The 26,087-nt window shown below is 32.2% G+C and carries 24 protein-coding genes; 17 read left to right on the top strand and 7 right to left on the bottom strand.

Going from position 1 to position 26,087, the window contains the following annotated elements:
* Positions 1-3: 3 nt before the first annotated feature.
* Both CXF54_RS03080 and CXF54_RS03075 read left to right on the top strand, forming a co-directional pair.
* Complete coding sequence (locus tag CXF54_RS03080; RefSeq protein ID WP_090838602.1) at positions 4-525, top strand: DUF6452 family protein; 522 nt, start codon at positions 4-6, stop codon at positions 523-525.
* The gene (locus tag CXF54_RS03075; protein ID WP_101202402.1) at positions 491-1,243 is read left to right on the top strand and encodes a DUF6048 family protein; all 753 of its coding nucleotides are present in this window, start codon (positions 491-493) and stop codon (positions 1,241-1,243) included. The genes CXF54_RS03080 and CXF54_RS03075 overlap by 35 nt, the downstream gene beginning before the upstream one ends.
* Before the next feature lie 35 nt (positions 1,244-1,278).
* On the opposite strand, the gene CXF54_RS03070 is transcribed toward CXF54_RS03075, so the two are convergent.
* Positions 1,279-2,439: a class I SAM-dependent RNA methyltransferase gene (locus CXF54_RS03070; RefSeq protein WP_090838606.1), complete on the bottom strand. Its 1,161-nt coding sequence runs from the start codon at positions 2,437-2,439 to the stop codon at positions 1,279-1,281.
* Between the two features lie 169 nt (positions 2,440-2,608).
* Here CXF54_RS03070 and CXF54_RS03065 point away from each other — a divergent pair, with 169 nt between their 5' ends.
* From CXF54_RS03065 to CXF54_RS03040, 6 genes are all read left to right on the top strand, one after another.
* Complete coding sequence (locus tag CXF54_RS03065) at positions 2,609-3,340, top strand: class I SAM-dependent methyltransferase (protein WP_101202401.1); 732 nt, start codon at positions 2,609-2,611, stop codon at positions 3,338-3,340.
* Between the two features lie 17 nt (positions 3,341-3,357).
* Positions 3,358-4,029, top strand: coding sequence for a ZIP family metal transporter (locus CXF54_RS03060; protein WP_101202400.1), 672 nt, complete (start codon positions 3,358-3,360; stop codon positions 4,027-4,029).
* 74 nt (positions 4,030-4,103) lie between these two features.
* On the top strand, positions 4,104-4,532 hold the full coding sequence (locus tag CXF54_RS03055; RefSeq protein ID WP_090838612.1) for a DUF4268 domain-containing protein: 429 nt from the start codon (positions 4,104-4,106) through the stop codon (positions 4,530-4,532).
* 362 nt (positions 4,533-4,894) lie between these two features.
* Positions 4,895-6,043: an ergothioneine biosynthesis protein EgtB gene (gene egtB, locus CXF54_RS03050; protein WP_101202399.1), complete on the top strand. Its 1,149-nt coding sequence runs from the start codon at positions 4,895-4,897 to the stop codon at positions 6,041-6,043.
* Positions 6,044-6,045: 2 nt separating this feature from the next.
* Complete coding sequence (locus tag CXF54_RS03045) at positions 6,046-6,993, top strand: L-histidine N(alpha)-methyltransferase (RefSeq protein WP_101202398.1); 948 nt, start codon at positions 6,046-6,048, stop codon at positions 6,991-6,993.
* Positions 6,990-7,670, top strand: a complete 681-nt coding sequence (locus CXF54_RS03040; protein ID WP_101202397.1) for an aspartate/glutamate racemase family protein — start codon at positions 6,990-6,992, stop codon at positions 7,668-7,670. The genes CXF54_RS03045 and CXF54_RS03040 overlap by 4 nt, the downstream gene beginning before the upstream one ends.
* Positions 7,671-7,693: 23 nt before the next feature.
* Here the strand turns inward: CXF54_RS03040 and trhA are convergent, their stop codons facing one another.
* On the bottom strand, positions 7,694-8,320 hold the full coding sequence (gene trhA / locus CXF54_RS03035; RefSeq protein WP_101202396.1) for a PAQR family membrane homeostasis protein TrhA: 627 nt from the start codon (positions 8,318-8,320) through the stop codon (positions 7,694-7,696).
* On the bottom strand, positions 8,320-9,006 hold the full coding sequence (locus CXF54_RS03030; RefSeq protein ID WP_090838624.1) for a DUF4294 domain-containing protein: 687 nt from the start codon (positions 9,004-9,006) through the stop codon (positions 8,320-8,322). Before CXF54_RS03030 ends, trhA begins: the two co-directional genes overlap by 1 nt.
* 121 nt (positions 9,007-9,127) lie before the next feature.
* On the opposite strand from CXF54_RS03030, the gene CXF54_RS03025 reads away from it, so the two are divergent.
* From CXF54_RS03025 to CXF54_RS03015, 3 genes are all read left to right on the top strand, one after another.
* Positions 9,128-10,216 carry a M42 family metallopeptidase gene (locus CXF54_RS03025; protein ID WP_101202395.1) on the top strand — a complete coding sequence of 363 codons (1,089 nt, stop codon included), beginning with the start codon at positions 9,128-9,130 and terminating at the stop codon, positions 10,214-10,216.
* A 77-nt stretch (positions 10,217-10,293) separates the two neighbouring features.
* Complete coding sequence (locus CXF54_RS03020) at positions 10,294-11,460, top strand: aminotransferase class V-fold PLP-dependent enzyme (RefSeq protein WP_101202394.1); 1,167 nt, start codon at positions 10,294-10,296, stop codon at positions 11,458-11,460.
* 1 nt (position 11,461) lies between these two features.
* Positions 11,462-12,013, top strand: coding sequence for an NUDIX hydrolase (locus CXF54_RS03015; RefSeq protein WP_101202393.1), 552 nt, complete (start codon positions 11,462-11,464; stop codon positions 12,011-12,013).
* A gap of 310 nt (positions 12,014-12,323) precedes the next feature.
* On the opposite strand, the gene CXF54_RS03010 is transcribed toward CXF54_RS03015, so the two are convergent.
* Positions 12,324-13,301: a helix-turn-helix transcriptional regulator gene (locus CXF54_RS03010; RefSeq protein ID WP_101202392.1), complete on the bottom strand. Its 978-nt coding sequence runs from the start codon at positions 13,299-13,301 to the stop codon at positions 12,324-12,326.
* Between the two features lie 86 nt (positions 13,302-13,387).
* On the opposite strand from CXF54_RS03010, the gene CXF54_RS03005 reads away from it, so the two are divergent.
* Together CXF54_RS03005 and CXF54_RS03000 are read left to right on the top strand one after the other, a co-directional pair.
* Entirely contained in the window at positions 13,388-14,644 is a 1,257-nt protein-coding gene (locus CXF54_RS03005; protein ID WP_101202391.1) for a flippase, read from the top strand.
* 13 nt (positions 14,645-14,657) lie between these two features.
* Positions 14,658-15,350 (top strand): PrsW family intramembrane metalloprotease, encoded by a 693-nt coding sequence (locus tag CXF54_RS03000; protein ID WP_090838637.1) that lies wholly within the window; start codon positions 14,658-14,660, stop codon positions 15,348-15,350.
* Here the strand turns inward: CXF54_RS03000 and CXF54_RS02995 are convergent.
* Positions 15,340-16,815, bottom strand: coding sequence for a T9SS type A sorting domain-containing protein (locus CXF54_RS02995; RefSeq protein ID WP_101202390.1), 1,476 nt, complete (start codon positions 16,813-16,815; stop codon positions 15,340-15,342). The genes CXF54_RS03000 and CXF54_RS02995 overlap by 11 nt on opposite strands.
* A 141-nt stretch (positions 16,816-16,956) precedes the next feature.
* Here CXF54_RS02995 and CXF54_RS02990 point away from each other — a divergent pair, with 141 nt between their 5' ends.
* The 3 genes from CXF54_RS02990 to CXF54_RS02980 are packed head-to-tail and all read left to right on the top strand — an operon-like array spanning position 16,957 to position 20,479.
* The gene (locus tag CXF54_RS02990; protein WP_090838641.1) at positions 16,957-17,442 is read left to right on the top strand and encodes an acetyl-CoA carboxylase biotin carboxyl carrier protein subunit; all 486 of its coding nucleotides are present in this window, start codon (positions 16,957-16,959) and stop codon (positions 17,440-17,442) included.
* Position 17,443: 1 nt separating this feature from the next.
* Complete coding sequence (accC, locus tag CXF54_RS02985) at positions 17,444-18,886, top strand: acetyl-CoA carboxylase biotin carboxylase subunit (protein ID WP_101202389.1); 1,443 nt, start codon at positions 17,444-17,446, stop codon at positions 18,884-18,886.
* 51 nt (positions 18,887-18,937) lie between these two features.
* Positions 18,938-20,479, top strand: coding sequence for an acyl-CoA carboxylase subunit beta (locus CXF54_RS02980; protein WP_101202388.1), 1,542 nt, complete (start codon positions 18,938-18,940; stop codon positions 20,477-20,479).
* Positions 20,480-20,571: 92 nt separating this feature from the next.
* Here the strand turns inward: CXF54_RS02980 and CXF54_RS02975 are convergent, their stop codons facing one another.
* Both CXF54_RS02975 and CXF54_RS02970 read right to left on the bottom strand, forming a co-directional pair.
* Positions 20,572-23,145 carry a T9SS type A sorting domain-containing protein gene (locus CXF54_RS02975; RefSeq protein ID WP_101202387.1) on the bottom strand — a complete coding sequence of 858 codons (2,574 nt, stop codon included), beginning with the start codon at positions 23,143-23,145 and terminating at the stop codon, positions 20,572-20,574.
* 122 nt (positions 23,146-23,267) lie between these two features.
* Positions 23,268-24,878: a helix-turn-helix transcriptional regulator gene (locus CXF54_RS02970; RefSeq protein ID WP_101202386.1), complete on the bottom strand. Its 1,611-nt coding sequence runs from the start codon at positions 24,876-24,878 to the stop codon at positions 23,268-23,270.
* A 267-nt stretch (positions 24,879-25,145) separates the two neighbouring features.
* Between CXF54_RS02970 and CXF54_RS02965 the strand changes: the two genes are divergently transcribed.
* Positions 25,146-26,045 (top strand): serine hydrolase, encoded by a 900-nt coding sequence (locus tag CXF54_RS02965; RefSeq protein ID WP_101202385.1) that lies wholly within the window; start codon positions 25,146-25,148, stop codon positions 26,043-26,045.
* Positions 26,046-26,087: the final 42 nt, after the last annotated feature.

The raw sequence follows: 26,087 nt of genomic DNA, 5'->3' as shown, positions 1-26,087 counted from the left end.
TAAATGAAACATTTAAAACTTTACTTAGTAGTATTGGTTGCCTCGTTTAGTCTTTTGACTTGTGAGCGTGACGATTTATGTCCAGAAACAACACCTACAACGCCAAGTCTAATTATTGATTTTTACAACAATAATGCGCAGGACAGTAGGAAAAATGCAACAAACCTATATGTAATTGGTCAGGATAATGAAGACGTTTTAGATGGTTATAATGTTGCAACCGTAAACCAAGTTGTGTTACCATTACGAACAGACACAGATACTACAACATTTTCTTTAACCCGTAATACAGTTTTAGATGACGATGGTAATATTACCTCAGGTAATACAGATACAGTTACTATAACCTACGCTACGGAAGACGTTTATGTCTCTAGAGCTTGTGGTTATAAAACTATATTTAAAAATGTAGTAGTAACAATAGATGGAGGTACGGATGCTAATTGGATCATATTTGCACAACCAGAAAATGATAATTTAACAATTGAAGATGAAACAACAACACACTATTTCTTTTATCATTAGTCTGTTTTTGTGCTGTAGTGTAACATTACACGCACAAGAAGAAAAAGAAGAGGTCGCAATCAAAAAAGATAGTATCCAACTGCGCTATGGTTTGCGTTTAGGTACAGACGCTAGTAAATTAATTAGAACAGCTTTAGACGATGACTATTCTGGTTTTGAAATTAATGGTGATTACCGTTTGACTAAAGATCTATTTATTGCGGGAGAAATTGGTAATGAAGAAAAAACAACCACCAATGACTTTTTAGATGTTACTGCTAAAGGAAGCTACTTTAAAGTTGGTTTTGACTATAACCTTTATGATAATTGGGCAGGAGCGGATAATATGATTTATTCAGGTTTTAGAATTGGAGCTAGTACTTTTAGTCAAACTAGAACTAGCTATACTGTTTATTCTACCAATCAATATTGGCAACCTCAATTCTCATCAACAGAGTCAATAGAATCTAGTGGCTTGTCTGCCATTTGGGTTGAATTAATATTAGGAATTAAAGCTGAAGTTTTTACTAATTTTTATATTGGTATTAATGCGCAATTAAAAGGAATGATTACGCAAGACCAACCTATAGATTTTGAAAATTTATTTGTGCCTGGATTTAACAAAACGTTTGATTCCGGTCGTATCGGGGTTGGTTACGGATACAGTGTTTCCTATCTAATACCGCTTTTTAAGAAAAACAAAAACAGTGTAAAAACAAAAAAGGAAGTTGATAATTAATCAACTTCCTTTTTTTTATTAGCTATTTATAATAACTACTTATTCATGTACTTTCCTTTTTTACTTCCTGCGTAAATCTCGTATTTAACTAAACGTGATTCCAACATAGCATTCATTAAATGGATTTTTCTTGATGGTCTTAAACCAACATGTTTTAAAGCCTCTAAATTAGAAGTAATAAACCAAGCATCTGTATTTGGGTAGTTCTGCTTTAAAGTATCTCCTATATTCTTGTAAAAGCTCTCCATTTCAATATCAAGACGTTCTCCGTACGGTGGGTTAAATACCATATGTAATTTTGACTCCCCTCCTCTTTGTGTCTTAAAAAAGTCTTCGTGCTGTATTGTTATAAAATCCTCTAAGTGCGCATTTGCAATGTTTTCCTTAGCTTTTGTAACTGCACTTGGAGACTTATCATAACCTACTATTTTATGATGAAAATCTCTAGTCTTTTTAATTAAAGACTCTTCAATTTTTTCAAATAAATCTACATCCCAATCGTTCCAACGCTCAAAAGCAAACTCTTTACGCATTAAATTTGGTGGTATATTACAAGCAATCATAGCAGCTTCTGCTAAAATAGTTCCACTACCACACATTGGGTCTATAAAATCGGATTGTCCATCCCAACCTGACAACATAATAATCCCTGCTGCCAACACCTCGTTAATAGGTGCAATATTGGTTGCTAATTTATAACCACGTTTGTGTAAAGAATCTCCAGAAGAATCTAAGGAAATATTACACTCTTCCCTATCAATATGAACGTTAATTTTAACATCCGGAAACTTTAAGTCTACATTTGGACGCTCTCCAGTTTCGTCCCTAAACTTATCTACAATGGCATCTTTAGTTTTTTGTGCTATATATAAAGAGTGTGTAAACACCGTAGAATTTATTGTAGCATCAACAGCTAATGTTCCTGACGACTTCAAATAAGGCGTCCAGTCCATTTTATAAACCTGATCATATAGATCTTTTTCTGTTTGAATTTTAAAACTATGTATCGGTTTTAAAATTTTTGTTGCTGTACGCAAAGCCAAATTACTTTTGTACATAAATCCTTTATCCCCAACAAATGACACGTTACGAACACCGATTTTTACATCGCGTGCACCCAATTGTGTTAACTCTTTTGCTAGTAACTCTTCAAAGCCAAATAAAGTTTTGGCAACCATCTTGAAATTTTCTTCCATTCTTTTCGTCTAATACTTTGCAAAAATACTCTATTTTTGCCGGAAATATAACCTTTATAAATAATTGGGTTAAGGATGGAGCAATTTGTTTGAGCTCCTCGGAGAGAGCGAGTTGTGAGAGCCTGATAAACTGTAGCTTAAGCGGAAGTTTAAACCCCAAAAATAAAATATGAATAAAAACGATAAAAAATGGTACGCATCATGGTTTGATAGTCCATTTTACCACATACTTTACAAAGATAGAGATCATACTGAAGCAGAGCATTTTATGACTAGTTTAACGGAATATTTAAATCTTCCTGAGGAAGGTAAAATATTGGATTTAGCTTGTGGTAAAGGTAGACATGCGGTGTATTTAAACTCGATTGGATACAATGTTACTGGTGCAGATTTATCAGAAAATAGTATTAATCATGCTAAGCAATTTGAAAATGACACATTGCATTTTAAAGTGCATAATATGTGTGAGCCTTTCGGCGAAACTTTTGATGCTGTGTTTAATTTGTTTACCAGTTTTGGATATTTTGAAAACGAATCTGACAATTTAGCGACTATAAAAGCTATTAAAGCCAATTTAAACGATTCTGGTTTTGGTGTTATTGATTTTATGAATACCGAGTTTATTATTGACAACCTGGTTCCCGAAAACGTTAAAACGGTAGAGGGCATTGACTTTTTACAAAAAAGACGAGTAGAAAACGGATACATTATTAAAGACATTAGCTTTACGGCAGATGGCGAAGAGTATCAGTTTCAAGAGCGTGTTAAAGCTTTTAGCTTAGCTGATTTTGAAGCTTTGTTTGAACAAGCCGGTGTTTATTTATTAGATATTTTTGGAGATTATAAATTAAATAAATTTCATAAAAAAACATCTGATCGCTTAATCATGATTATCAAGTAAGTAATTTAGTAAAACAAATGCAAAATTTTATTTTTCCCATTATAGCTGTTGTTTTAGGGTATTTAATAGTCTTATTATTTAAGCCTAAACATAACCGCAGTCTTAAATTACTACTAGCGTTTAGTGGTTCTTTTTTACTGTCAATTACCGTTTTTGATTTTTTACCTGAAGTGTATAATAGTTTTGATAAACCTATTGGTTTGTTTATCATGATTGGTATATTATTACAAATTATACTAGAGTTTTTCTCTAAAGGAGCAGAACATGGTCATGTACATATTGACAAAAGTAGTGTTGATTTTCCTTGGTTATTATTTATAAGTTTAAGTATCCATAGTGTTTTAGAAGGCATCCCTATCGAGGCACATGACCATTTAATTTATGGTGTTATTATCCATAAACTACCTGTAGCTATAATATTATCAACCTTTTTTCTAGCTTCAAACTTAAGTAAGTCTAAAAGTATTATGTTTTTATTACTGTTTGCATTAATGACGCCTTTAGGAGTGTTTTTATCAATGCAATTTCAGTTTTTTGAAAACTATTATTATGAGGTTTCTGCTTTGGTTATTGGTATATTTTTACATATTAGTACCACCATTTTATTTGAAAGTAGCGAAGGGCATAAATTTAATTTAGCTAAACTAAGTACCATTGTTTTAGGTATTATAATTGCCTATTTAATATAACGAGGCGTTAACCATATAAAAATATAATCTAGCACGTTTATAAACTTTAACCGTGTTAATACTGTAATATATCTATGTTTTCAAAAGAAGAATCAAGAGAGATAAAAGAGTTGTTTTGGACTAGTTTTGGAAAATCTTTTCCAAGAAAATGGACGCTATACAACACTAAACTAAAAGGCTTAAGCTTCAAGTTTTATTTTGATAATAAAAAAGCTTTTGTAACATTAGACCTTGAAGATGATCTTGAAAACCGCATTAATTACTGGGAAAAACTAGTATCTCTAAAATCTATTTTGTTAGATCAATATCTTCCCGAAGCTATTTATGACGAAGAATATATACTAGATAATGGAAAAGAAATCTCTAGAATTTATGTGCCCTTAGAGCAAAAAGTATCTATACATAACAAAAACTCTTGGCAAGAAGTAATGGTGTTTTTTAATACACACATGGCGCTTTTTGAAGACTTTTTTGAAGAGTATAAAGATATTCTAGAAGATTAAACCTACTCCATTTTTTATCAAAAATAGCTGTTTTAATTGTGTTAGGTACAATTAAAAATAACGACTTAGTATTTGTGTGTTTTATTTTAAAAAGATTAATTACAGTACGTTTTACTGTTTTATTTTTTTTAAAAGTAAATGGTAGACAGTACTAGTTATAGTCAGTTGACAAACTTTCCTCAATACCAAATAACAATTTTAGTGTTATTTTCATACGCTATATATCACGTTTAATTATTGGTTTAAAAATGAATTTATTCTTTTTAAACCAGTAGTATTGATGTGTAAAATAACGTTAAAATAAATTTAAATTCGGACTAATAATTAAACCTGTAGCCAATTACTTGTTATATTTGAGAAGCATGGATACCATATTACAACACTACCAAAACACTCGAAATTATACTCAAACTATTTGTAATCCTCTAAAAATAGAAGATTACACACCACAATCTGCTGCTTTTGCAAGTCCGCCTAAATGGCATATTGCACATACCACATGGTTTTTTGAAGAAATGATTTTGAAATCGTTTTATCCAAATTATATTGTTTTTGACAGTGAGTATTCGTTTTTATTTAATAGTTATTACAATAGCATAGGTAAACGTATAGAGCGTCATAACCGTGGTTTAATTACACGTCCAAGTATTGATGTGATTTTTAAATATCGTGCTTATGTGGATAAACATATGTCTCAACTATTAGAAACAGCAGCGGATCCAGAAGTTGTAAAATTGACTGTTTTAGGCATAAATCATGAGCAACAACATCAAGAGTTATTGCTTACCGACTTAAAATACACGTTTTCTTTAAATCCAATTAATCCAAAATATACAGACCATAATTTGGTTGAAGCCACCAATATAGAATCCGGTTGGTTATCAATACAAGAGGGGGTTTACAGTATTGGACATAATACAGATTCGTTTTCTTTTGATAATGAGCTAGGTTTACATAAAGTCTACCTTCAGCCCTACAGTATTAATAAAGCCTTAGTAACTAATCAAGAATATATTGAGTTTATTGAAGCCAAAGGCTATCAAACCTCTAATTATTGGCTAGACGAAGGTTGGTATTGGATTAATGACAACGCAATTGACAAACCCTTATATTGGGTTAAGATAGACGCAACTTGGTACCATTATACACTGTCTGGTTTAAAACCAGTTAATCCTGATGCCATTTTAACGCACATATCTTATTATGAGGCTGCCGCATTTGCTTTTTGGAAAGGTATGCGCTTACCAACAGAGTTTGAATGGGAAATAGCCTCTGAAAACTTAAATTGGGGACAACGTTGGGAATGGACCAATTCCGCTTACTTACCTTATCCTAATTTTGAAATAGCAAAAGGTGCTGTTGGCGAGTATAATGGTAAATTTATGATTAACCAAATGGTGCTTCGTGGGGCATCTTCTGCTACATCCAAAAACCACAGCAGACCAACTTACAGAAACTTTTTTCCACCACAAACTAAATGGCAATTTTCAGGCATTAGACTAGCTAAATAAATATGAATAACAATTTTTTAAACGACGTAGATAAAGGTCTAAGTAATACACCTAAGTACCTTTTATCCAAATATTTTTATGATAAAAAAGGAGATGCTTTATTTGTAGATATTATGAATATGCCCGAGTATTATTTGACTAGAGCTGAATTTGATATCTTTAAAAATCAAACCCAAAATATCATTAAAGCGCTACAACTTAATAAAAATACATTTTTTGAATTGATAGAACTTGGAGCTGGAGACGGAACCAAAACAAAAGAACTATTAAAAGTTTTAGATACTGAAAATTACGATTTTAATTATGTGCCAATAGATATTTCTCAAAATGCCTTAGACCAATTAAAGCAAAGTGTAGACAAAGAATTACCTAACGTTAAAACAACCACCAAACAAGGTGATTATTTTAATGTTTTGGCATCATTAAAACAATCTAATCATCCTAAAATAATTTTATTTTTAGGCTCAAATCTTGGTAATTTAAGTGATGTACAAGCGGAAGATTTTCTTTCTAAATTATCAAATTCATTAAGACCAAATGATAAAGTTTTATTAGGTTTAGACCTTATCAAATCTAGAGACATTGTACTACCTGCTTATAATGATAGCCAAGGAATTACAAAACGTTTCAACTTAAACTTATTAGATAGAATTAATAACGAATTAGGTGCAGATTTTGACACGAATGCCTTTGTACACCAACCAGAATACACAGAAGAAGAAGGTATAGCCAGAAGTTATATAGTAAGCACAACAAATCAAAATGTTACGGTTAAAAGCTTAAATAAAACATTCCATTTTATGGAAGGAGAACGCGTACATACAGAGACCTCTAGAAAATATAATGATACCATTTTAAACTCTTATTTAAAGAATACATCATTACAAGTTATTGACAAATTAATGGATAGTAATACTTATTTCGCAGATTATATATTGGATAAAAAATGATTAAAAAACAATCAGAAGTATTAGGAATATTAGGGCTTGGAAGCCGAAGCACTTTGTTTTATTTAGAACAATTGAACACACAATTCCACACCCTAAAAGGCGATTATCATACCTTCCCTTCTATTACACATACTGTAGATTTTAATACTATAAATCCGTATTTACCAAATCAATTTAATACACTTAAACCCGTTGTTAAACAACAAATAACATCACTTTTTAAGGACAATGTACATAGCTGTATTGTACCTAATATTACTTTACATGAAACTATAGATCAATTACAATTTGACAAGCCTATACTTCATCCTATAACGTTAAGCACACAACACCTAAAAGCTCAAAATATAAGTAACGTGATAGTTTTTGGCTCTTTATACACAATGAGCTCGGATTATATTACTAATCAATTACGTTCAGAAAATATTACGGTAACATTGCCATCTAAATCTGATCAAATCACAATTGATAATTGTCGAAAAAAACTATATAGTTATTCTGAAACAGATATTGATTTTGAAGAATATAAAGCACTTATAGAAAAATACAGTAAAAATAATATTGTATTAGTTGCCTGTACAGAATTGTCGCTATGGACAATTGCGCTTAACAATAAAAACATAGTGGATATGGCATTACTACAAATAAACAAAGCTATAGAACGCACCCGACAATAATTTATAAACAGGATGTTTTAGAGTTAGACTACAAAAAATAAGACCATAAAAAAATGGCAAATGGCACCTCCTAAAACAAATAAATGCCAAATAACATGATTGTATGGTATTTTCTCGATAGCATAAAATACAATACCGACAGTATAAGACAAGCCTCCTGCCATAAGTAATACAATACCGTTAGGCTCCATAATACTTGATAGCCTTGCAAAATCAAAAACTATTAACCAGCCCATAACTAAATACAATAGTGTGGAAAAAAAGTTGAATCTCCCTGTGAAAAACAGTTTTAAAACTACACCAAAAGCAGCAATTGCCCAGACGGTATAAAATAATGTCCAACCTAAACTTTGCTCTAAAGTAATAAGTAAAACTGGCGTATATGTTCCTGCAATTAGCAGATAAATACTAACGTGATCTACAATTCTAAAATAGTGTTTCTTTTTTTCTTCAGTAATAATATGATATAGTGTTGACGCTGTAAACAAAATGATTATTGATAAACCGTATACCACAACACTAAACAAACTGTATTCTGTTTTTTTAGTTTCAAAAACCATTAATAGCACTAATGCTACAATACCAAAAACAGCACCTATACCGTGTGTTAATGCATTTAATTTTTCTTCAAAAGGGGTTTGCTTACGCATTAGTTATTATTAGATTTATCTGTTGTTTCCCATTTATTGGATAACTTATAGTATTCAAAATTTAAAGGCGATTTCACCAATTTAAGTATTCCTCTTTGCCAGGCTCTAACCAAAATATCTTCGATTAAATAATCTTCCTCTACGTTTTCAGGGTCATACTCACGTTTTAAAGAAATATTAAATAAGTACGCCGTACTATTATACCAAAAGGCACGCCATCCATTACGTAACTCTTTTATCAAGTTAAAGGCTGTATCTCCGGTTTGTCTATGTATTAATTTAACTAAAATTTGACCCTCCGTTTTAGTTAACTTTTTTAACTCTTCAGAAAACTCTTCTTCTATATATTTTTGGACTTTTTTAGCGTACTTCTTTTTCTCGCGTTTTTTAGTCAACGTTTTCAATTTAGTATTTAATGCGTTTAGACGGTCTGCTGCCAACTTTGCATACGGATACACTTTTATTGTTTTTCGTCTTAAAATATAATAACGTCTTCTGTCCGCTTTATCTTTAAAACTTAGCTTATCCAAAAGCATAACTTCATCTAAATAAATAGAAGTATGTGGGATAGAATCTCCAGCAATAATAATGTACTCTACCTCTGTGGAATCTTTTACAACCTCATTAACTTCCTGTGCAAAAAGTCCAAAAGGGAGACATAAAAAAAGGCAAATAATATACTTCATAGTGACTTAACTGCTAAAACTATTCCAAAATAGAACATTTTATTGCACAAAATTAATAATTAACGTCTTGCTAACGATTAAAAAGTGTGAATATTCTTATTTTAGACAAAAATTAAATCAAATGGCAACAAAAAGCATACTTAATAAAAAGTCAATGGACTTTTTAGAAACATATTTAAATAATGCGTCTCCAACAGGATACGAATGGGATGGTCAAAAAATATGGATGGATTACCTTAAACCATATGTAGACGAGTTTTTTACTGACACCTACGGAACAGCTGTTGGGGTTATTAATCCTGATGCTAAATTTAAAGTTGTAATTGAAGGTCATGCAGACGAAATCTCATGGTACGTAAACTATATTTCTGATAACGGATTAATTTATGTGGTAAGAAACGGTGGTAGTGATCATCAAATTGCACCTAGTAAAATAGTTAATATTCATACTAAAAACGGTATTGTAAAAGGTGTCTTTGGATGGCCAGCAATACACACACGTAATAAAGCTAAAGAAGAAGCACCAAAGCCTAATAACATTACTATTGATGTTGGTGCTAAAGACAAAGAAGAAGTTGAAAAAATGGGTGTGCATGTTGGATGTGTCATTACCTATCCAGATGAGTTTCATATTTTAAACGGAGACAAATTTGTTTGTCGTGCTTTAGATAACCGTATGGGTGGTTTTATGATTGCTGAAGTAGCACGTTTGCTTAAAGAAAATAAGAAAACATTACCATTTGGACTTTATATAACCAACTCGGTTCAAGAAGAAATTGGTTTACGTGGTGCACAAATGATTACGGAAACAATCAAACCAAACGTAGCAATAGTTACAGATGTAACGCATGATACTACTACTCCAATGATTGACATGAAAGTACAAGGTCATGTCGAAATTGGTAAAGGTCCTGTAGTTGCTTATGCGCCTGCTGTACAACAAAAATTACGTGATTTAATTACGGATACTGCAGATGATAATAAAATACCGTTTCAACGTGCTGCTTTAAGTAGAGCAACAGGAACTGATACTGATGCATTTGCATACAGTAATGGTGGTGTTGCATCGGCATTAATCTCTTTACCATTACGCTACATGCACACGACTGTAGAAATGGTACACCAAGATGATGTAGAAAACGTTATTAAATTAATTTATGAAACATTACTTAAAATTGAAGATGGTGAAACATTTTCTTATTTTAAATAATCAGTTTTGATCATTTAAATACAAATAACATAAAACAATTAAAGCCTCTTTTTGAGGCTTTTTTTTATCTTTATACTATGGATTTAAAACAACAAAAACACTTATTTGATTTACCAGAAGACGTCACGTATTTAAATATCGCGTCGCAATCGCCTGCATTTAACGCGATGCATCAAGCCGGATTAGATGGATTACTACAAAAAAGAAGGCCTTACTTAATAACGGGCTCTGATTATTTTGAACCCGTCAAACAACTTAAATCCTTATTTGCACAACTTATTGATGAAGACAATTATAACCGTATTGCTTTAATTCCGTCAGCATCTTATGGTATTGCAACAGTGACAAATAATATTGTTTTAAAACCAACCGACGAAATTTTGATTATTGACGAGCAGTTTCCCAGTAATTACTATTCCTGGAAAAGATTAGCAGATCAATATCAAGCAACTATTAGAGTTGTAAAAGCACCTTTAGATGTAGAAAACATTGGTCAACAATGGAATTTAGATATCATAAAAGCTATAAATACTAATACCGCTGTGGTAGCCATGGGACATATCCATTGGTCTAACGGAACGTTATTCGATTTAAAAAAAATACGAGAAAAATCTAAACAACACGAAGCCTTATTAATTATTGACGGTAGCCAGAGTATTGGCGCTTTACCATTCTCTGTTAAAGAGTTACAACCCGATGCATTGATTTGTGCAGGCTACAAATGGTTATTTGGTCCGTATGGTTGTGGTTATGCTTATTTTAGTAAAACGTTTGATAACGGAATTCCGCTTGAAGAAAATTGGACTAATCGCTTAGATAGCGACAACTTTTCAGGCTTAACAAACTACCAAGAACAATATAAGCCATTAGCCAATCGCTATTCTGCAGGAGAAAGTGCCAGCTTTTTAAACGTAAAAATGCAAATCGCAGCACTACAGCAAGTTTTAGAATGGACACCTGAAGCCATCCAACACTATTGTAAAACAATAACACAAAAAGCTGTTCAAGAATTAAGAGCATTAGGATTTCAGATTGAAGATGATGATTATAGAACGCATCATTTATTTGGCATTAAATTACCAGAAAATATAACGCCAGAACGTGTAAAACAAACATTGGCTAATCATAATATTTATGTTTCCTTCCGGGGAAATTACATTAGATTGTCTAGTCATGTTTTTAATACAACTGAAGATTTTAAAACATTAATCGCTTGCTTTTCAGCTTTAATTAAAACAACTTAACATGGACGAAACAATTGATATTGTTGACAAAAATGGACTTCCAACTGGAGAGACCGCTTTAAAATCTGTCATTCATACTAAAGGTTATTTACATAATACCGCACACATTTGGTTTTATACTGATGACGGTCAAATATTACTCGCACAACGTGCAGCATCAAAATCAATCTATCCATTACTTTGGGATGTATCTGTTGCTGGGCACATAGATGCAGGAGAATCTATCGAGAATGGTGCCATTAGAGAAATTAAGGAAGAAATTGGTTTAAAAATAAAACAGACTGATTTAGAAAAAATTGGTGTTTTTGAGTGCTTTCAAAGCTATCCAAATGGGATAAAGGACAACGAGTTTCATAATACTTACATTGTTCCGTTACGCCTCCCTATTGTGTCTCTAATACCTCAAGAGGAAGAGGTCAACGCTTTAAAACTAGTTAGTATGTACGATTTTTTAGATCTTTTAGAAAACAGTAAAACTAATGGGCATTTTGTAGCAAGTAATTACGACTATTACATAAAAGTCTCAGAAGCTATTTTAAATAGAATAACTTAAATAATACTATTAAAAAATAGTACCTAAAAGCAAAAACCTCAACTTTTACAAGTTGAGGTTTTTATATGCCATCCATAATAAAATAACAAGTCCCTTTAGATTAATAGCTTCCCTATCTACTGTTATTTTTTACACCATGAATATTTAGAAAAAATCAGTTAATTTGGTTAAATTTATCTGTTCCCTATCTTTCCTACAGCAAACTTACTTACCAAACAGACAAAATGTGTCCGTTTTAAATTTAGTTTAGAAATTATAAAAAAAACATTAAAAACCACAGATACCTCAGAAAACAATGACCCGTTTTTAATTAATAATAGTTTATCATATATTCCAAATGATTCTTAACATAAGACTTTACATGCGTAGGGCTAACCACTTTAACCCAAAGATTATACTTTAAAATCTCCATTAAAAACTCGTAGTTAGGTTCAATATAAATCCTTATTTCTCCCCAAATATTAGCGTTTTTGTAGTCTAATGACTCTGTTTCAGCTGCTTTAGGACGTTTTACTATCTCTTGAGAATGATGCAAAGGATTACTCTCTAAATATTTAAAATGATGATTAGCTACTTGGATATATATCCATTCTACTTTTATATCTGTTTTTAAAATACCAATAGCATTTTTAAAATACTGTTTAGGATTAAAACTTATAGGGTTTTTAACCTGATGGTTGGTTATATTTAAAGACTTAATTCTATCATCTAAACAAAAGGCATAAATACCATATTTGTCATTATGTGCAATTAAATACCAAGCCTTATTAATCTCTTTAATGTGCAATGGTTGAAAAAAACCTGTAATGGTTTCAAAACCATTATCATCATACCAACCATGATAAGTAATTTCCACTAAAACCTGCAATTCAATAGCTTGTATTAAAGGGACTAAATCTATATAGACACTTAAAGAACTTCGAGCAGTCGTAACATGATCTTTCCAAGAATGGGCATGATGATGCAAAAGATAAAGTTCTGTTTTTTCATAAACTTCCTTTAAACCATCAGTCATTTCATAGCCTTCTAAAAAATAGCCATAATTACGTTTGTGTAAAATTATAGTTTGAAAATAGGATTTTATTTTCTCTAAATCACGCTTAATCGTTTTTTGAGAAAACTGATTGAGTTTATCATATAGCGGATCATCAATATTATTTACGCGTAATTGGTCTAACGCATTTTGTAAATCTTCTAACGGGACATAGCCATTTTTTTCAATTCCATAAACCTTAGGATTTGAAATAACACGTAAAATATAATAGCGTCTTAAAAACTCTGGTGTCATATTAAAATAATGAAAACGAAAGTAATACTAATCTATCAAACAGCTAATGGAAACCGTTTTATATATTTGAAAATTATAGACAATTCATGACCAACGTTTTTAGCAAAAAAGACTTTATCGCCACCAAATGGTTTACACTAGAAAAACTTATTCAGTTTGTAACAGGTGTCTTTATTGTACCACAAATATTTAGCACTTTAGGTACGATTGACATCGGAAAACTTAAGTTTGTCGAGTCCGTTTTAGGACTATTAACACCTTTGTTTTTTCTAGGTCTTTCTGCTATATGCATCAGAGAAATAGTCTTTAACCCAAAGCGAAGCGAGCAAATTTTAGCCACTGCCTTTTATTTAAGACTTGCAAGTTGGATTGCAATATTTATTGGTATTGTAATCTACTTTTATAGTGCTGAAAATAGCCCATTAAACAGTTTATATCTAATTATTGCTGTCAGTTATTTTTTTAAACTCACAGACGTTTTTGAATACTATTTACTCGCAAAAAAATGGACTAAGATTATATTTATTAGTAAAATATCCAGTCTTATTATTATTGTGTCTTTGCAATATTATGGAGTTAAAAACAATTTGGATGTTAATTATTTTGCGAAGCTTATTGCTTTAGATTTTCTAATTCAAGGCGTTATTTATTACTTCATTTTAAAATATAAAAAACAATTTTTGTTCAAGCAATGGCGCTTTTCATGGCCTTTAGGAAAGTCTTTATTAAAAATGTCTTTTCCGCTTATAGTGTCCAATGCTTTAATTATGTTTTATATCTCTATTGACGAGCTGTTTTTGAAACATTTTTTAGGCGATCATGCTAACGGAATTTTTGCAACTGTTCAATTTTTAGTGATTGCTTTAAGTTGGAATATCGGGTTTTCGATAATTAATGCACTATATCCTTCTTTAGCAGAATCTTATAAAGACGACAGTATACTATATGCCAGAAAGTTAAAAAAGCTATTTAAAATCATGTGTTTTTTAGGGGTATTAATTGGTATACTTTATACGCTATTTGGCAGCGCAATATTAAATACCTATTTTTCAGAAAGCTATGCCGAAGCAAAAAGTCCGTTATTAATATTTTGTTGGGCACCGCTTATTATATTTATAGGAATGATATATGAAAAGCACTTAATTAACACAAATCAACTACAAAAAAATGTTTATCGCTTTATAATTGGTTGCACATTTAATGTCGTATTGTGTTATCTATTGATTCCTATTTGGCAAGTTTCTGGAGCTGCAATTGCTGTTTTAATAAGTCATTTGATAACTAATATTGGGTATATTTTTTTAGACCCTAAAAGCAGAAAGGAATTAGTTTCCCTTTTTTAATTACTTTTGAACTATGCAACTACTATTGATGGCTTTAGCGCCAATTGTTATTATCATATTTTACATTTATCTAAAAGATAAGTACGAGAAAGAACCTAAACGTTTATTAATAATTTCGTTTTTATTGGGTGCTATTGTTAGTATTATTATTACCACACTACTCTACTCTGTATTTAATATACTAGTCCCTTTAGAGAATAAACTAAGCATTTGGGAACAATTTAAACAAGCCTTTTTCGTGGTTGGTTTTTCTGAAGAATTAAGTAAATTTTTAATCGTATTGCTTTTTGCGCAACGCCATAAAGAGTTTAATGAGCCCTTTGACGGTATTGTATATGCTGTTATGGTATCTATGGGGTTTGCAGCAACCGAAAACATCATGTACGTCATGCAAAGTGGGCCAGCAACAGCAATTGCCAGAGCATTTACCGCAGTGCCTGCTCACGCTACTTTTGGAATTTTAATGGGATACTTTATGGGTAAAGCAAAATTTGCGCCCAACAAATTATACTTAAATTTATTAGGCTTATTTTTTGCTGTTTTATTTCATGGAGCCTATGACTTTTTCTTATTTATAGATTTTGTCCCAGGTATTTGGGTTGGTGCTTTTGTATCTCTAGCAATTGGAATTTTCTTATCTAGAAGAGCCATTAGATACCATCAAAATAGTTCTGTTTTTAAAGACGATTTAAATTCTATTTCTTAACAAATTTTATCGCATCCAAAGTACTTTCATTATTAAAAGTAACAAAATACAAACCATTAGCTAAAGCACTAACGTCTATTGATGTATTGTTATAAAAGCTAGCATCATAAACTTGCTTTCCTGTAATATCAGTAATAGAAAATTGTATGCTTCTATTTAAAGTAGACTGTAATTGTAGCATATTATTAACTGGATTTGGAAATAAAGCTATTGATTTAGTTGTGGTTACAACCTGTGCTGTTGATAGCGTATAACTATTTAGTTCAGCTACATAACTATCTACAGAGTCTCCGTCTTCTGTTCCACTCCAATCACTACCAAATAATAATCTGGTCCCTGTTGGGCTGATAGTCACATGTGGCTCTGCAAAATAACCAAACTCATCAGGATCACTTCTATGATGTGCTACTCTATAAACATCGGCATCAAACTCATTGACCTTCGCGATAAATAATTCTTGATCTAAAATCTGTACACCATCACGCTGAAAACCTAAACAAGAAACTGCAACCCAACCATCTCCTGTGTTTTTATGCGCTAAAGACGATATATGTGTTCCTGATTTTGGATATGCATAATCACTATAAGTTGTAACAGCAAAACAGTCTCCTGTTGTCGCATTGTGAGCCACTAAAGTCCCTTGACAACCACCATTTATACCTTCTTCAAAATTAACATTGTAATAAGCATCGTCTCCATTACTTAGTTTTCCTAAGCAAGAATGCTGTACGCCTGCTATATTTAAACTTCTCACAAAATCACCATTAGCATCATAAACATCTCCTCTATGAAAAAACAAATTACCACTAGGAAAAGGCATTGGTGCTGTATAAGCAACGTCTGATATATTAAATTGTGTTAGCGTTCCTGTAGAGATTCTGTAACAATATGCAGCAGTATTTCCGCATCTAAAAGCAAATACATCATCATCCCAAGACATCATTTGGATATCATTACCTCCTGTTAAACCATTACTAGAAACACAACTACTAATTGTTCTAATATTAACCAATACCGTTTTTACCTGGGTTTGCACATTATAACTAATCAAATCATCCGTAGCGCCGTCCATATAAAAGAATATCTCAGGATTTAAAAAAGACCAGAAAATAGTCTCAATATCATCAGGATTGACATCCGTTAAGTTTCTTATAAACGTATAATCTTGACCATTTAATAATTGGTGCGTACCTCCGCCATAAACTATCATTAAACTTTCATCTGCATTCCAAGCCTGTATTGTGCTATACATGGGTTTAATAGAGTTACCTGTTCCTGCATTTGTAATACGTCGTATTTGTGTTGCTGGAAAAGATGGATCTGCTGCAGATTGCAAGTAACCTGGTTTAGCTAAATCTTGCATTGGGTGCTGTGCTAAGTCGTTTGCACTATATCCTAAAGACAAGTCCTGAGCGTAACTAACCTGGAATAATAAACATATTAAAAGAAGTAATTTTATTTTCATAATATATGTTGTTTATAACTTAAGTACGTAAAAATAAACCTAATGGATGTAATTGTTAACTAATATAGAATAATATAATGAGTTTCTGTTTTACTAAAACGATATAGTTACTTATCTTTATACCTCATAATTTTAGACAAAATGAGCCAAAAATTTAATGTAAAAACAAATGGTCTTAATCAATTTGAGATAGATTCAGATGTTATAAATAGCATTGATTCTGTTGAAGTTAAACAGAATACATTTCATCTTTTAGATAATAACAAACCTTTTAAAATCGAAATCACGGAAAGTGATTTTCTAAAAAAAGCGTACACCGTAAAAGTTAACAATAACCTATATACAGTCCAAATCGAAGACCAATTGGATGCTTTAATAAAGGCAATGGGATTTGAAGTTGGTGCTTCCAAAGTTATTGATAATATAAAAGCGCCAATGCCCGGATTAATCTTGGATATTATGGTAAAGCCTGGTGACGAAGTCTCTGTAAATACACCTTTACTTATCCTTGAAGCTATGAAAATGGAAAACAGCATTGTATCACCTAGAGATGGTGTGATAAAGTCTGTGACAGGAACAAAGGGAAGTACTGTAGACAAAGGTGAATTGTTAATTGAATTCGAATAAAATGAAAAAAATACTAGTCGCCAATCGTGGCGAAATCGCAATAAGAGTTATGAGTACAGCCCAGAAAATGGGAATTGAAACCGTAGCAGTCTACTCTACTGCAGATCGTAATGCGCCTCACGTAAAATTTGCTGACGAAGCTGTTTTAATTGGAGAAGCACCTTCTAATCAATCGTATTTATTAGGCGATAAAATTATAGAAGTAGCCAAAAGCTTAAATGTTGATGGTATACATCCTGGTTATGGTTTTTTAAGTGAAAATGCAGATTTTGCAGAGCTTTGCGAAAAAAACAACATCACCTTTATTGGACCAAAATCGCATGCTATTAGAGTCATGGGTAGTAAACTTGCAGCTAAAGATGCTGTTAAAGGTTATGATATACCAATGGTACCAGGAACAGACCAAGCTATTACAGATATTGCTGAAGCTAAAAAAATAGCTAAGACTATTGGCTTTCCTATTTTAATAAAAGCCTCTGCTGGAGGTGGTGGAAAAGGAATGCGTGTTGTGGAAAACGAAGACGAATTTGAATCTCAAATGAATCGTGCTATTAGTGAAGCAGTTAATGCTTTTGGTGATGGTTCTGTTTTTATTGAAAAATACGTTGGATCGCCTCGTCATATCGAAATTCAAGTCATGGCGGACACGCATGGTAATGTGATACATCTTTTTGAGCGTGAATGTAGTATACAACGTCGCCATCAAAAAGTAGTCGAAGAAGCGCCAAGTGTTGTTTTAACGCCAGAGTTAAGAGAAGAAATGGGACAAGCTGCAATTAAAGTAGCTAAAGCATGTGATTATGTTGGCGCTGGAACTGTCGAGTTTTTATTAGATGAAAACAAAAACTTCTATTTCCTTGAAATGAATACACGACTACAAGTAGAGCATCCTGTATCAGAAATTATCGCTGGTGTTGACTTAGTAGAATTACAAATAAAAGTGGCTCGTGGCGAAGCTTTAGACATAAAACAATCTGATTTAAAAATTAATGGTCACGCTTTAGAATTACGTATTTATGCTGAAGATCCTTTAAACGATTTTCTACCTAGTGTTGGACATTTAGACGTTTATAAACTTCCAGAAGGAAAAGGGATAAGAGTGGATAATGGTTTTGAACAAGGTATGGATATCCCGATCTACTACGATCCAATGTTAGCCAAGCTAATTACTTACGGTAAAACACGTGAAGAAGCCATGCAACTAATGCGTCAAGCTATTGCAGATTACGATGTTAAAGGTATCGAAACCACGTTGCCTTTTGGGACGTTTGTATTTAATCATGAAGCGTTTAAATCAGGAAACTTTGACACCCATTTTGTAAAAAAGTACTATTCTCCTGAAGCTTTAAAACAAGATGCAGAACACGAAGCTAAATTAGCTGCTCTTTTTGCTGTAAAACAGTATCTAGAGGATCAAAAGCAATTAAGACTACCAACTAATTAGATAATTACATAACGTATAGCGTTTACGACCATACGTGATTAAAATAGAGATATGGAATCTAAAATAAAAACCCTAAACGAAAAACTTGAGCTATCCAAATTAGGTGGTGGTCAAGATAGAATAGATAAACAACACCAAAAGAAAAAATTAACCGCAAGAGAACGTGTTACCTATCTAATGGACGAAGGCTCTTTTGAAGAAATTGGTGCATTAGTAACACACAGAACTGTTGATTTTGGAATGCAAAACCAAAAATTTTATGGTGATGGTGTTATTACAGGTTACGGAACAATAAACGGAAGATTAGTTTATGTTTTTGCACAAGACTTTACCGTTTTTGGAGGTGCTTTGTCTGAAACACATGCCGAAAAAATTTGTAAAATAATGGACTTAGCACTTAAAGTTGGTGCGCCTTTTATTGGTCTTAACGATTCTGGTGGTGCACGTATCCAAGAAGGTGTTAGATCCTTAGGTGGATATGCTGATATTTTTCATAGAAATGTAAAAGCATCTGGTGTAATACCACAACTATCTGCTATTATGGGTCCATGTGCTGGAGGAGCTGTTTACAGTCCTGCAATGACGGATTTTACTATGATGGTAGAGGATACAAGTTATATGTTTGTTACAGGTCCAAACGTTGTTAAAACAGTAACTAACGAGGAGGTGACCAGCGAAGAGCTTGGTGGTGCAAGTACACACTCGACTAAATCTGGTGTAGCCCACGTCACATCGTCTAACGATATAGAATGTCTAGAAGATGTTAAACGTTTACTTAGCTATTTACCACAAAGCAACTTAGAAAAACCAAAAGATTTACCATTTGAGTTAGGTGATGAAATTAGAGACGAACTTAAAACAATCATTCCTTTAAATGCCAACAAGCCATATGACATGCATAATGTTATAAAAGGCATAATTGATGTGGATAGCTTTTTTGAAATCCATAAAGATTTTGCCCAAAACATTATTGTTGGATTTGCAAGAATTGGTGGGAAAAGTGTTGGTATTGTAGCTAACCAACCATTGATTTTAGCAGGTGTTTTAGATGTAAATAGTTCGCGTAAAGCAGCACGATTTACACGATTTTGTGACGCCTTTAATATTCCGTTATTAGTGTTAGTAGATGTACCAGGATTTTTACCAGGAACAGATCAAGAATGGAACGGAATTATAGTGCATGGTGCAAAACTATTATATGCTTTAAGCGAAGCTACAGTACCTAAAGTAACTGTAATTACAAGAAAAGCTTATGGTGGTGCTTACGACGTTATGAACTCTAAACACATTGGAGCGGACTTAAATTACGCTTGGCCAAGTGCTGAGATTGCTGTTATGGGAGCAAAAGGTGCCAGTGAAATTATTTTTAGAAAAGAAATAAAAGCAGCAGATAATCCTGAAGAAAAACTTTTAGAAAAAGAAGCCGAATATGCTGAGCTGTTTGCTAATCCTTATAAAGCTGCAGAACGCGGTTTTATAGATGAAGTTATTCTTCCTGAAAACACAAGACGTAAATTAATAAAAGCGTTTAAAATGTTAGAACATAAGGAAGAAGTTTTACCAAATAGAAAACATGGTAATATTCCTTTATAAAAAAAATAATACATAAAGAAAGCATAAAAAAAGAGCCTCAATTGAGGCTCTTTTTAGTTTCCCTAAAAAAATCAGAGATTACTAGCTATACTCTATTCAATAATCACTTTTTGAGCAGATACCGTGATTCCATCTGTCATTCTTACAACATAAATACCTGATGCAATAGTGCTAATATCTAGCGTATTTAGTCCTGTGGCTAAGCTTCCTTTTTTAACCAAACCTCCAATAACATTGTACATTTGATATTTAAAATTGGTATTAGTCGTATTCATTTTAATATTAAGAACTCCAGTTTTTACTGGGTTTGGATACACTAAAGGTGCGGTTTCACTTGATAATTGAACTTCTTCGACACCTAAGGTTTCATTAAAAATACTAACTTCCCAAAGTCCTCTACCATATGTTCCAACTACTAATTTGTCTTGCGTGTAGTTAATTTCTAAATCATTAATAACCACATTTGGCAATCCTTCGCCTAACTTAGCCCAATCTTCAGTTCCTGTTTTAAAATACACGCCTATTTCTGTACCTAAAAACAAAATCTCTTGACCTTGATTTTGTTTTAAAACAACTTGCTTTGCAACTATATTTGGTAGTCCTGCTGAAATATTAATCCATGTAGCTCCACCATCCATAGATTTATAAACCTTTGATCCGTCTACATAACCATTTACTGTTGCATATAATATATTAGTGTTATTTTGGTTTAATGAAACAGAATTCATTTTAGCACCAGCTTCAGGTTGATTAACTGTAGTCCACGTACTTCCATCATTACTTGATTTTCTAACCGAAGTTTCTCCAATAACTATTAAATCACTTCCAAAAGTTTCGATATACTCTATTGCTCCTGCTCCAGAGTTTAAGTTGGTCCAAGTATCACCTTTATTAGCCGATTTATAAACATCTGCAAAACCACCATATAATATTGAAGAATTTGTGGAGTGCATTTTTAATGTCCAAACAAAAGGCGCTCCAGCTGTTGGCGTTGTTAAACTTGTCCCCCAAACATCACCTAAAAAGCCATTATCTGCTCTTGTCAACCCACCATTCTGCGACCCTAAATATCTAATTTGAGGATTAGTATAATCTACTGCTGTACACGTACCGTCTCCTGCTCCTGCTGTTACCCATGTTGGTGTACCACCAACTAATTCTAAACTATAACCATCATTATCTTGGTTTCCCATAATAATGTTATCTGTACTAGTTTGTGGTGTTATTGCTACCGAATATAATTGTGTTACAATCACTCCGTTAGATTTATATTCTACGGTAGGTTTTTCGTCCGCAATACTACTGTAAGTAACAAAATTTAAACCACCATCGTTTACATTCCAAAAAGAATACCCATCATCTAAAGGTCCCATTTCATGTATATCTGCATGTCCATAAGAACCAGCAGAAGTGTTATCTGACCAAGAATTGTTTAAAGTTACATACCATGTGTCTCCTAAGTCATCAGAATTTATTCCATCTACTACTCCGCTAATAATTAAACCATCTTTTACTGCTAAACATTGGTTATAAGAGCCTTGTGTACTATAACCAACTGCCGGCACACCAATAGTCGTTAACACTGGTGATGCTAATGTTGTATTATATGTAGACACCTGTCCATTATCGTTTTGTACATAAAACACACCTGATTGATCTGATGTAATAGCATGACGCTGGCTACTTGAGCCTTCTGACACTAAAACACTCCATGTACTTCCATTATTAGAAGAGAAAAATAATCCACCCCAACTATCAGAACACATAATATTATTACCGTTTCTATGAAACTTACCCAAAACAGCATCGTCATAATTATGAGCATAAACATTGGTCCATGTTACGCCACCATCCGTTGTTTTTTTAATGTTCTTGTTTGTTCCAACAATTACCGTGTTAGCATCAAGTACAATTAAATTAGAAGTTGATTCTTGTTGATTTAAATTGAAGGTCAAATTTGTAGGCTGATAGGTTTCTCCAAAATCAGTTGACTTATACACACCTATTGATTTGATATGTCCTGCATCAAAATCTCCAGTGGAGATATAAATAGTCCCCGGATTATTAATATCTGTCGCGCTACTTTTAATATCCGTAACACCAATACCTGCTAAATGATCTAATTTAGGTGTCCAAGAGGTTCCGTTATCTGTAGATTTCCATACACCTCCAACTGGAGCACTTACAAACAATACATTTTGACTTGGATCAGTAGCATGTGTGTACCTTAAAAAGTTAGTCAATCGTCCTAATTGTGGTTGATTAGGGTAACCGTTAGCATCAGGTACTTCTTGTGGTCCAATATTTGTCCATGTTTGTCCTGTATTTGAAGCTCTACTAGTCTGACTTGCTAAACTTATATTGTCTTTAAATTTACCATTAGCATAAATAATACCAGCATTATAATAACCTGAAAAGGCATTAGGAAAGTTTCCATTTACGTCCACTCTATCTTTCCAAAAATAAGCCCAACGTTCAAATTGCTTATGCTTTTTAATTTCGGTTTTAGATGCATTTTTATTGAATGCTCCCAAATCCTCTCTAACTTGTTTTATGATTTGGTAATAATTACTACCTTTTAAATAAGGTGTCTTTTTGTAGTCTATAGATTGAGAATAGGATACAATCGTGAAGACCAAGAATAAAAAAGTAATTGTTTTTTTCATGTTTTTCTATTTAATTATTAGAACAACACAAATATCAATTAACCTGTATATACTATTGTAAACAAAGACTACGCATTGACTACGCACTATTAAAAACTAAGACCTAATGGGACGTTAGAAGACTAAAAAGCACTGATTTTAGAATTCTTAAAAGTCACATTTAAATAATCGATTAAAGTTATATTACTATCCAAAGCCTCTATTTTTTTTGAAAGTCGATAGCGTTTACTTTCTACAGATCGCGTAGACGTATTTAAAAAAGCTGCGATTTCCTTATTTTTAAATCCTAAAAACAAATAATAACAAATGATGATTTCCGAATCAGTTAACGTAGGATGTAATGTTTTTATTTGTGTGAAAAATTCAATATTTACATCATTGATTAACTCTAAATAATTTTCTTCTTTTGCTAAAAATGTAGATGATTGATGATGTAAATTTTTATATAACGCCTTCGTTTTTTCTTTCTGCTCTGTTGAGTTATCTATGGTTGAAATTGCCCTCAATTCATTTTTAAGCTCCTTAATATAATCCTCCAACCCTCTTACCTTAACTTTAAGCTTTTCATGATTGGTTTGCATAAACTGGTATTCGTCTTTTCGTTTTGTAAACTCAACAATCTTTAATCTAATCTTTTTGTAACGCATTGTTATAACAATACCAAAAGCCACTAAAATAATTGCTAAAATTACAATCCATAATCTATTAGTGTTTCTTTTATCTGTTGCATCTACTAACGCTTCATCCTTGCTTACTAAAGCTGTATTAATATCTAGACTAGCCTTTATTGCTTTATCAAATTGTTGGTCGTTAAAGACGCGCAAAGAATCTAAATAACTATTTTTAAATGCACTGTTTCCTTGTTGCTTATAATAATCGGCATACAAATTAAAATACTGCTTAGTGTCAGACACATTCATAGCTGGACGCATTTTACCTGAAGCTTCAAGATAATACAACGTCGAATCTAAATTTTTATGTTGTAAGTGCACTTCTGCAAAACACGTATTAATAGTTACTACATGCGATGCGTATAATGATGGGGAAAGTGTACTGTCGTTTTGTAGTGCTTTAAGCGAATTAAAATAGTAATGTCCTTTGTCTAAATTATTAAGATGCGCATAATTTGAAGACAACATAAACAACGCATACATATAATAATACTGATCATCTTTTATGTTTTTATAGCGCTCTAAATTTGGTAAAAGTAAGGCATTACTTTTGGCATAGTTATTTTGATTAAACTGTACATAAGCATACATTTGACTAACTTCTGCTAAACCATTTGTGTTTTTTGCTAAGGCGTAAAATGCTTTGGCATCGTCTAAATATTTAAATGCTGTTGCATCCCTTTTAATTATATAAGTATTAAAAAACAGCTCCAAAGACACCATGCCAGCAATATCATATTCATTTTCTAATTTGGCATATTTTAAAGCTAAAGAGAAGTTTTGAAACTCCTTAATAGGCTCTTCATACTTATCATTAATTAATCCACGCAACTGATAATAGTAAGCTAAACGCCCTTTAATTGTAGATGTGATTGGCTCTGGAATACTATCTAAAAATTGTTCTGCTTTTTTTGGGAAATCATCTATATAAACATCAGCAGAGTCTATTAAACTATAAAAGTTAGGCGTACGATAATTTTGAGCAGATACAAGACCTACACATAAAAAGATTACACTATAAAATAGAGCATTAACAACCGTAATGCTTTGTTTTTTTATCATTAAAATTAGACTTAAGGGATAAGTTTAAAACAAATTTATAAAAATATCACAGTTTTACTAATGGATTATGATTTTTACTAAATAGCAACTAGATTATTAATACTATTTTAAAATCTAAAGCTAAAATATTAACTAAAAAAGGATGTAACAATCACAAAACCATTACAATTGCTCATAATTTTATTTTTTTGAAAAATAAAATTTTAACACTTTAATAACTAGTTAATTAACTACATTTGCCTAATTATATTTAACGCATTTTTTTTAATGAAATTACACCTTGTTTTTATCGCCATAGTTACTCTATTTGTAACTAATAGCTTTGCTCAAAATGAGCTTCCATTACCAACTAGTGATGGCAAAATTGCGATGTTAACCTCTTTAGCAGATAGTGATCTTCAAAAAACACTAGAATCAGAGATTAATAAAAATCCCCTTTGGAAAAAACTAATCAATCAAAAAAAGATGTCGATTGGCTTAGTAGACCTTAGAGATACCAATAATGTAAAGTTTGCTAGAATAAATGGCAACCACATGATGTATGCTGCCAGTTTACCAAAAATTGCAGTATTATTAGCTGCGATGGATGCTATTGATAAAAAAGAATTAACTGAGACTGCAGACATTAGAAAAGATATGCGCCTTATGATTAGTAAATCTAATAATGCGGCAACCACTAGAATGATTGATCGTGTTGGATATGACAAGATTGAGTCGGTAATGAGGAGTAAAAAATATAAGTTTTATGACGAAGCTATTGGTGGTGGTCTGTGGGTAGGAAAACGCTACGGTGGTGGTGGAAACACAAACAGAGAACCTTTAAAAAACTTAAGTCATGCAGCTACTGTTACACAAGTTTGTAGATACTATTACCTGTTAGCTAATGGTAAATTGGTTAATCAAAAACGCTCTAAGCAAATGTTAGATATTATGGAAAACACAGCGTTGCACCATAAATTTGTAAATACACTTGACAAAATAGCACCTGATGCAAGAATATTTAGAAAATCGGGCTCTTGGAAAAACTATCATTCAGACTCTGTTTTAGTTTGGGGAAAAGACCTTAACAGACGTTATATATTAGTAGCTTTAATAGAAGACGCTTCAGGAGAACAAATTATTAGAGACTTGATAAAACCAGTAGAGAAAGTCTTAAGAGCTAATTAAGTTTTGATATTATTTATTACCCTTTTCAATAAATATAAAAGA

Source organism: Olleya sp. 1-3 (assembly GCF_002836085.1).
Lineage (GTDB): Bacteria > Bacteroidota > Bacteroidia > Flavobacteriales > Flavobacteriaceae > Olleya > Olleya namhaensis.
Note: the sequence above shows the minus strand (reverse complement) of the source record. Positions and strands in the feature narration are given on the sequence as shown.

Coding starts and splice junctions, on each gene's coding strand:
- CXF54_RS03020 (WP_101202394.1), top strand. CDS start 10,294: ATGGATTTAAAACAACAAAAACACTTATTTGATTTACCAGAAGACGTC.
- CXF54_RS03070 (WP_090838606.1), bottom strand. CDS start 2,439: ATGGAAGAAAATTTCAAGATGGTTGCCAAAACTTTATTTGGCTTTGAA.
- egtB (WP_101202399.1), top strand. CDS start 4,895: ATGGATACCATATTACAACACTACCAAAACACTCGAAATTATACTCAA.
- CXF54_RS03075 (WP_101202402.1), top strand. CDS start 491: ATGAAACAACAACACACTATTTCTTTTATCATTAGTCTGTTTTTGTGC.
- CXF54_RS03030 (WP_090838624.1), bottom strand. CDS start 9,006: ATGAAGTATATTATTTGCCTTTTTTTATGTCTCCCTTTTGGACTTTTT.
- CXF54_RS02965 (WP_101202385.1), top strand. CDS start 25,146: ATGAAATTACACCTTGTTTTTATCGCCATAGTTACTCTATTTGTAACT.
- CXF54_RS03040 (WP_101202397.1), top strand. CDS start 6,990: ATGATTAAAAAACAATCAGAAGTATTAGGAATATTAGGGCTTGGAAGC.
- CXF54_RS03080 (WP_090838602.1), top strand. CDS start 4: ATGAAACATTTAAAACTTTACTTAGTAGTATTGGTTGCCTCGTTTAGT.
- CXF54_RS03045 (WP_101202398.1), top strand. CDS start 6,046: ATGAATAACAATTTTTTAAACGACGTAGATAAAGGTCTAAGTAATACA.
- CXF54_RS03005 (WP_101202391.1), top strand. CDS start 13,388: ATGACCAACGTTTTTAGCAAAAAAGACTTTATCGCCACCAAATGGTTT.
- CXF54_RS02980 (WP_101202388.1), top strand. CDS start 18,938: ATGGAATCTAAAATAAAAACCCTAAACGAAAAACTTGAGCTATCCAAA.
- CXF54_RS03000 (WP_090838637.1), top strand. CDS start 14,658: ATGCAACTACTATTGATGGCTTTAGCGCCAATTGTTATTATCATATTT.
- CXF54_RS02990 (WP_090838641.1), top strand. CDS start 16,957: ATGAGCCAAAAATTTAATGTAAAAACAAATGGTCTTAATCAATTTGAG.
- CXF54_RS03025 (WP_101202395.1), top strand. CDS start 9,128: ATGGCAACAAAAAGCATACTTAATAAAAAGTCAATGGACTTTTTAGAA.
- CXF54_RS03060 (WP_101202400.1), top strand. CDS start 3,358: ATGCAAAATTTTATTTTTCCCATTATAGCTGTTGTTTTAGGGTATTTA.
- CXF54_RS02970 (WP_101202386.1), bottom strand. CDS start 24,878: ATGATAAAAAAACAAAGCATTACGGTTGTTAATGCTCTATTTTATAGT.
- CXF54_RS03065 (WP_101202401.1), top strand. CDS start 2,609: ATGAATAAAAACGATAAAAAATGGTACGCATCATGGTTTGATAGTCCA.
- accC (WP_101202389.1), top strand. CDS start 17,444: ATGAAAAAAATACTAGTCGCCAATCGTGGCGAAATCGCAATAAGAGTT.
- CXF54_RS03010 (WP_101202392.1), bottom strand. CDS start 13,301: ATGACACCAGAGTTTTTAAGACGCTATTATATTTTACGTGTTATTTCA.
- CXF54_RS03015 (WP_101202393.1), top strand. CDS start 11,462: ATGGACGAAACAATTGATATTGTTGACAAAAATGGACTTCCAACTGGA.
- CXF54_RS02995 (WP_101202390.1), bottom strand. CDS start 16,815: ATGAAAATAAAATTACTTCTTTTAATATGTTTATTATTCCAGGTTAGT.
- CXF54_RS02975 (WP_101202387.1), bottom strand. CDS start 23,145: ATGAAAAAAACAATTACTTTTTTATTCTTGGTCTTCACGATTGTATCC.
- CXF54_RS03055 (WP_090838612.1), top strand. CDS start 4,104: ATGTTTTCAAAAGAAGAATCAAGAGAGATAAAAGAGTTGTTTTGGACT.
- trhA (WP_101202396.1), bottom strand. CDS start 8,320: ATGCGTAAGCAAACCCCTTTTGAAGAAAAATTAAATGCATTAACACAC.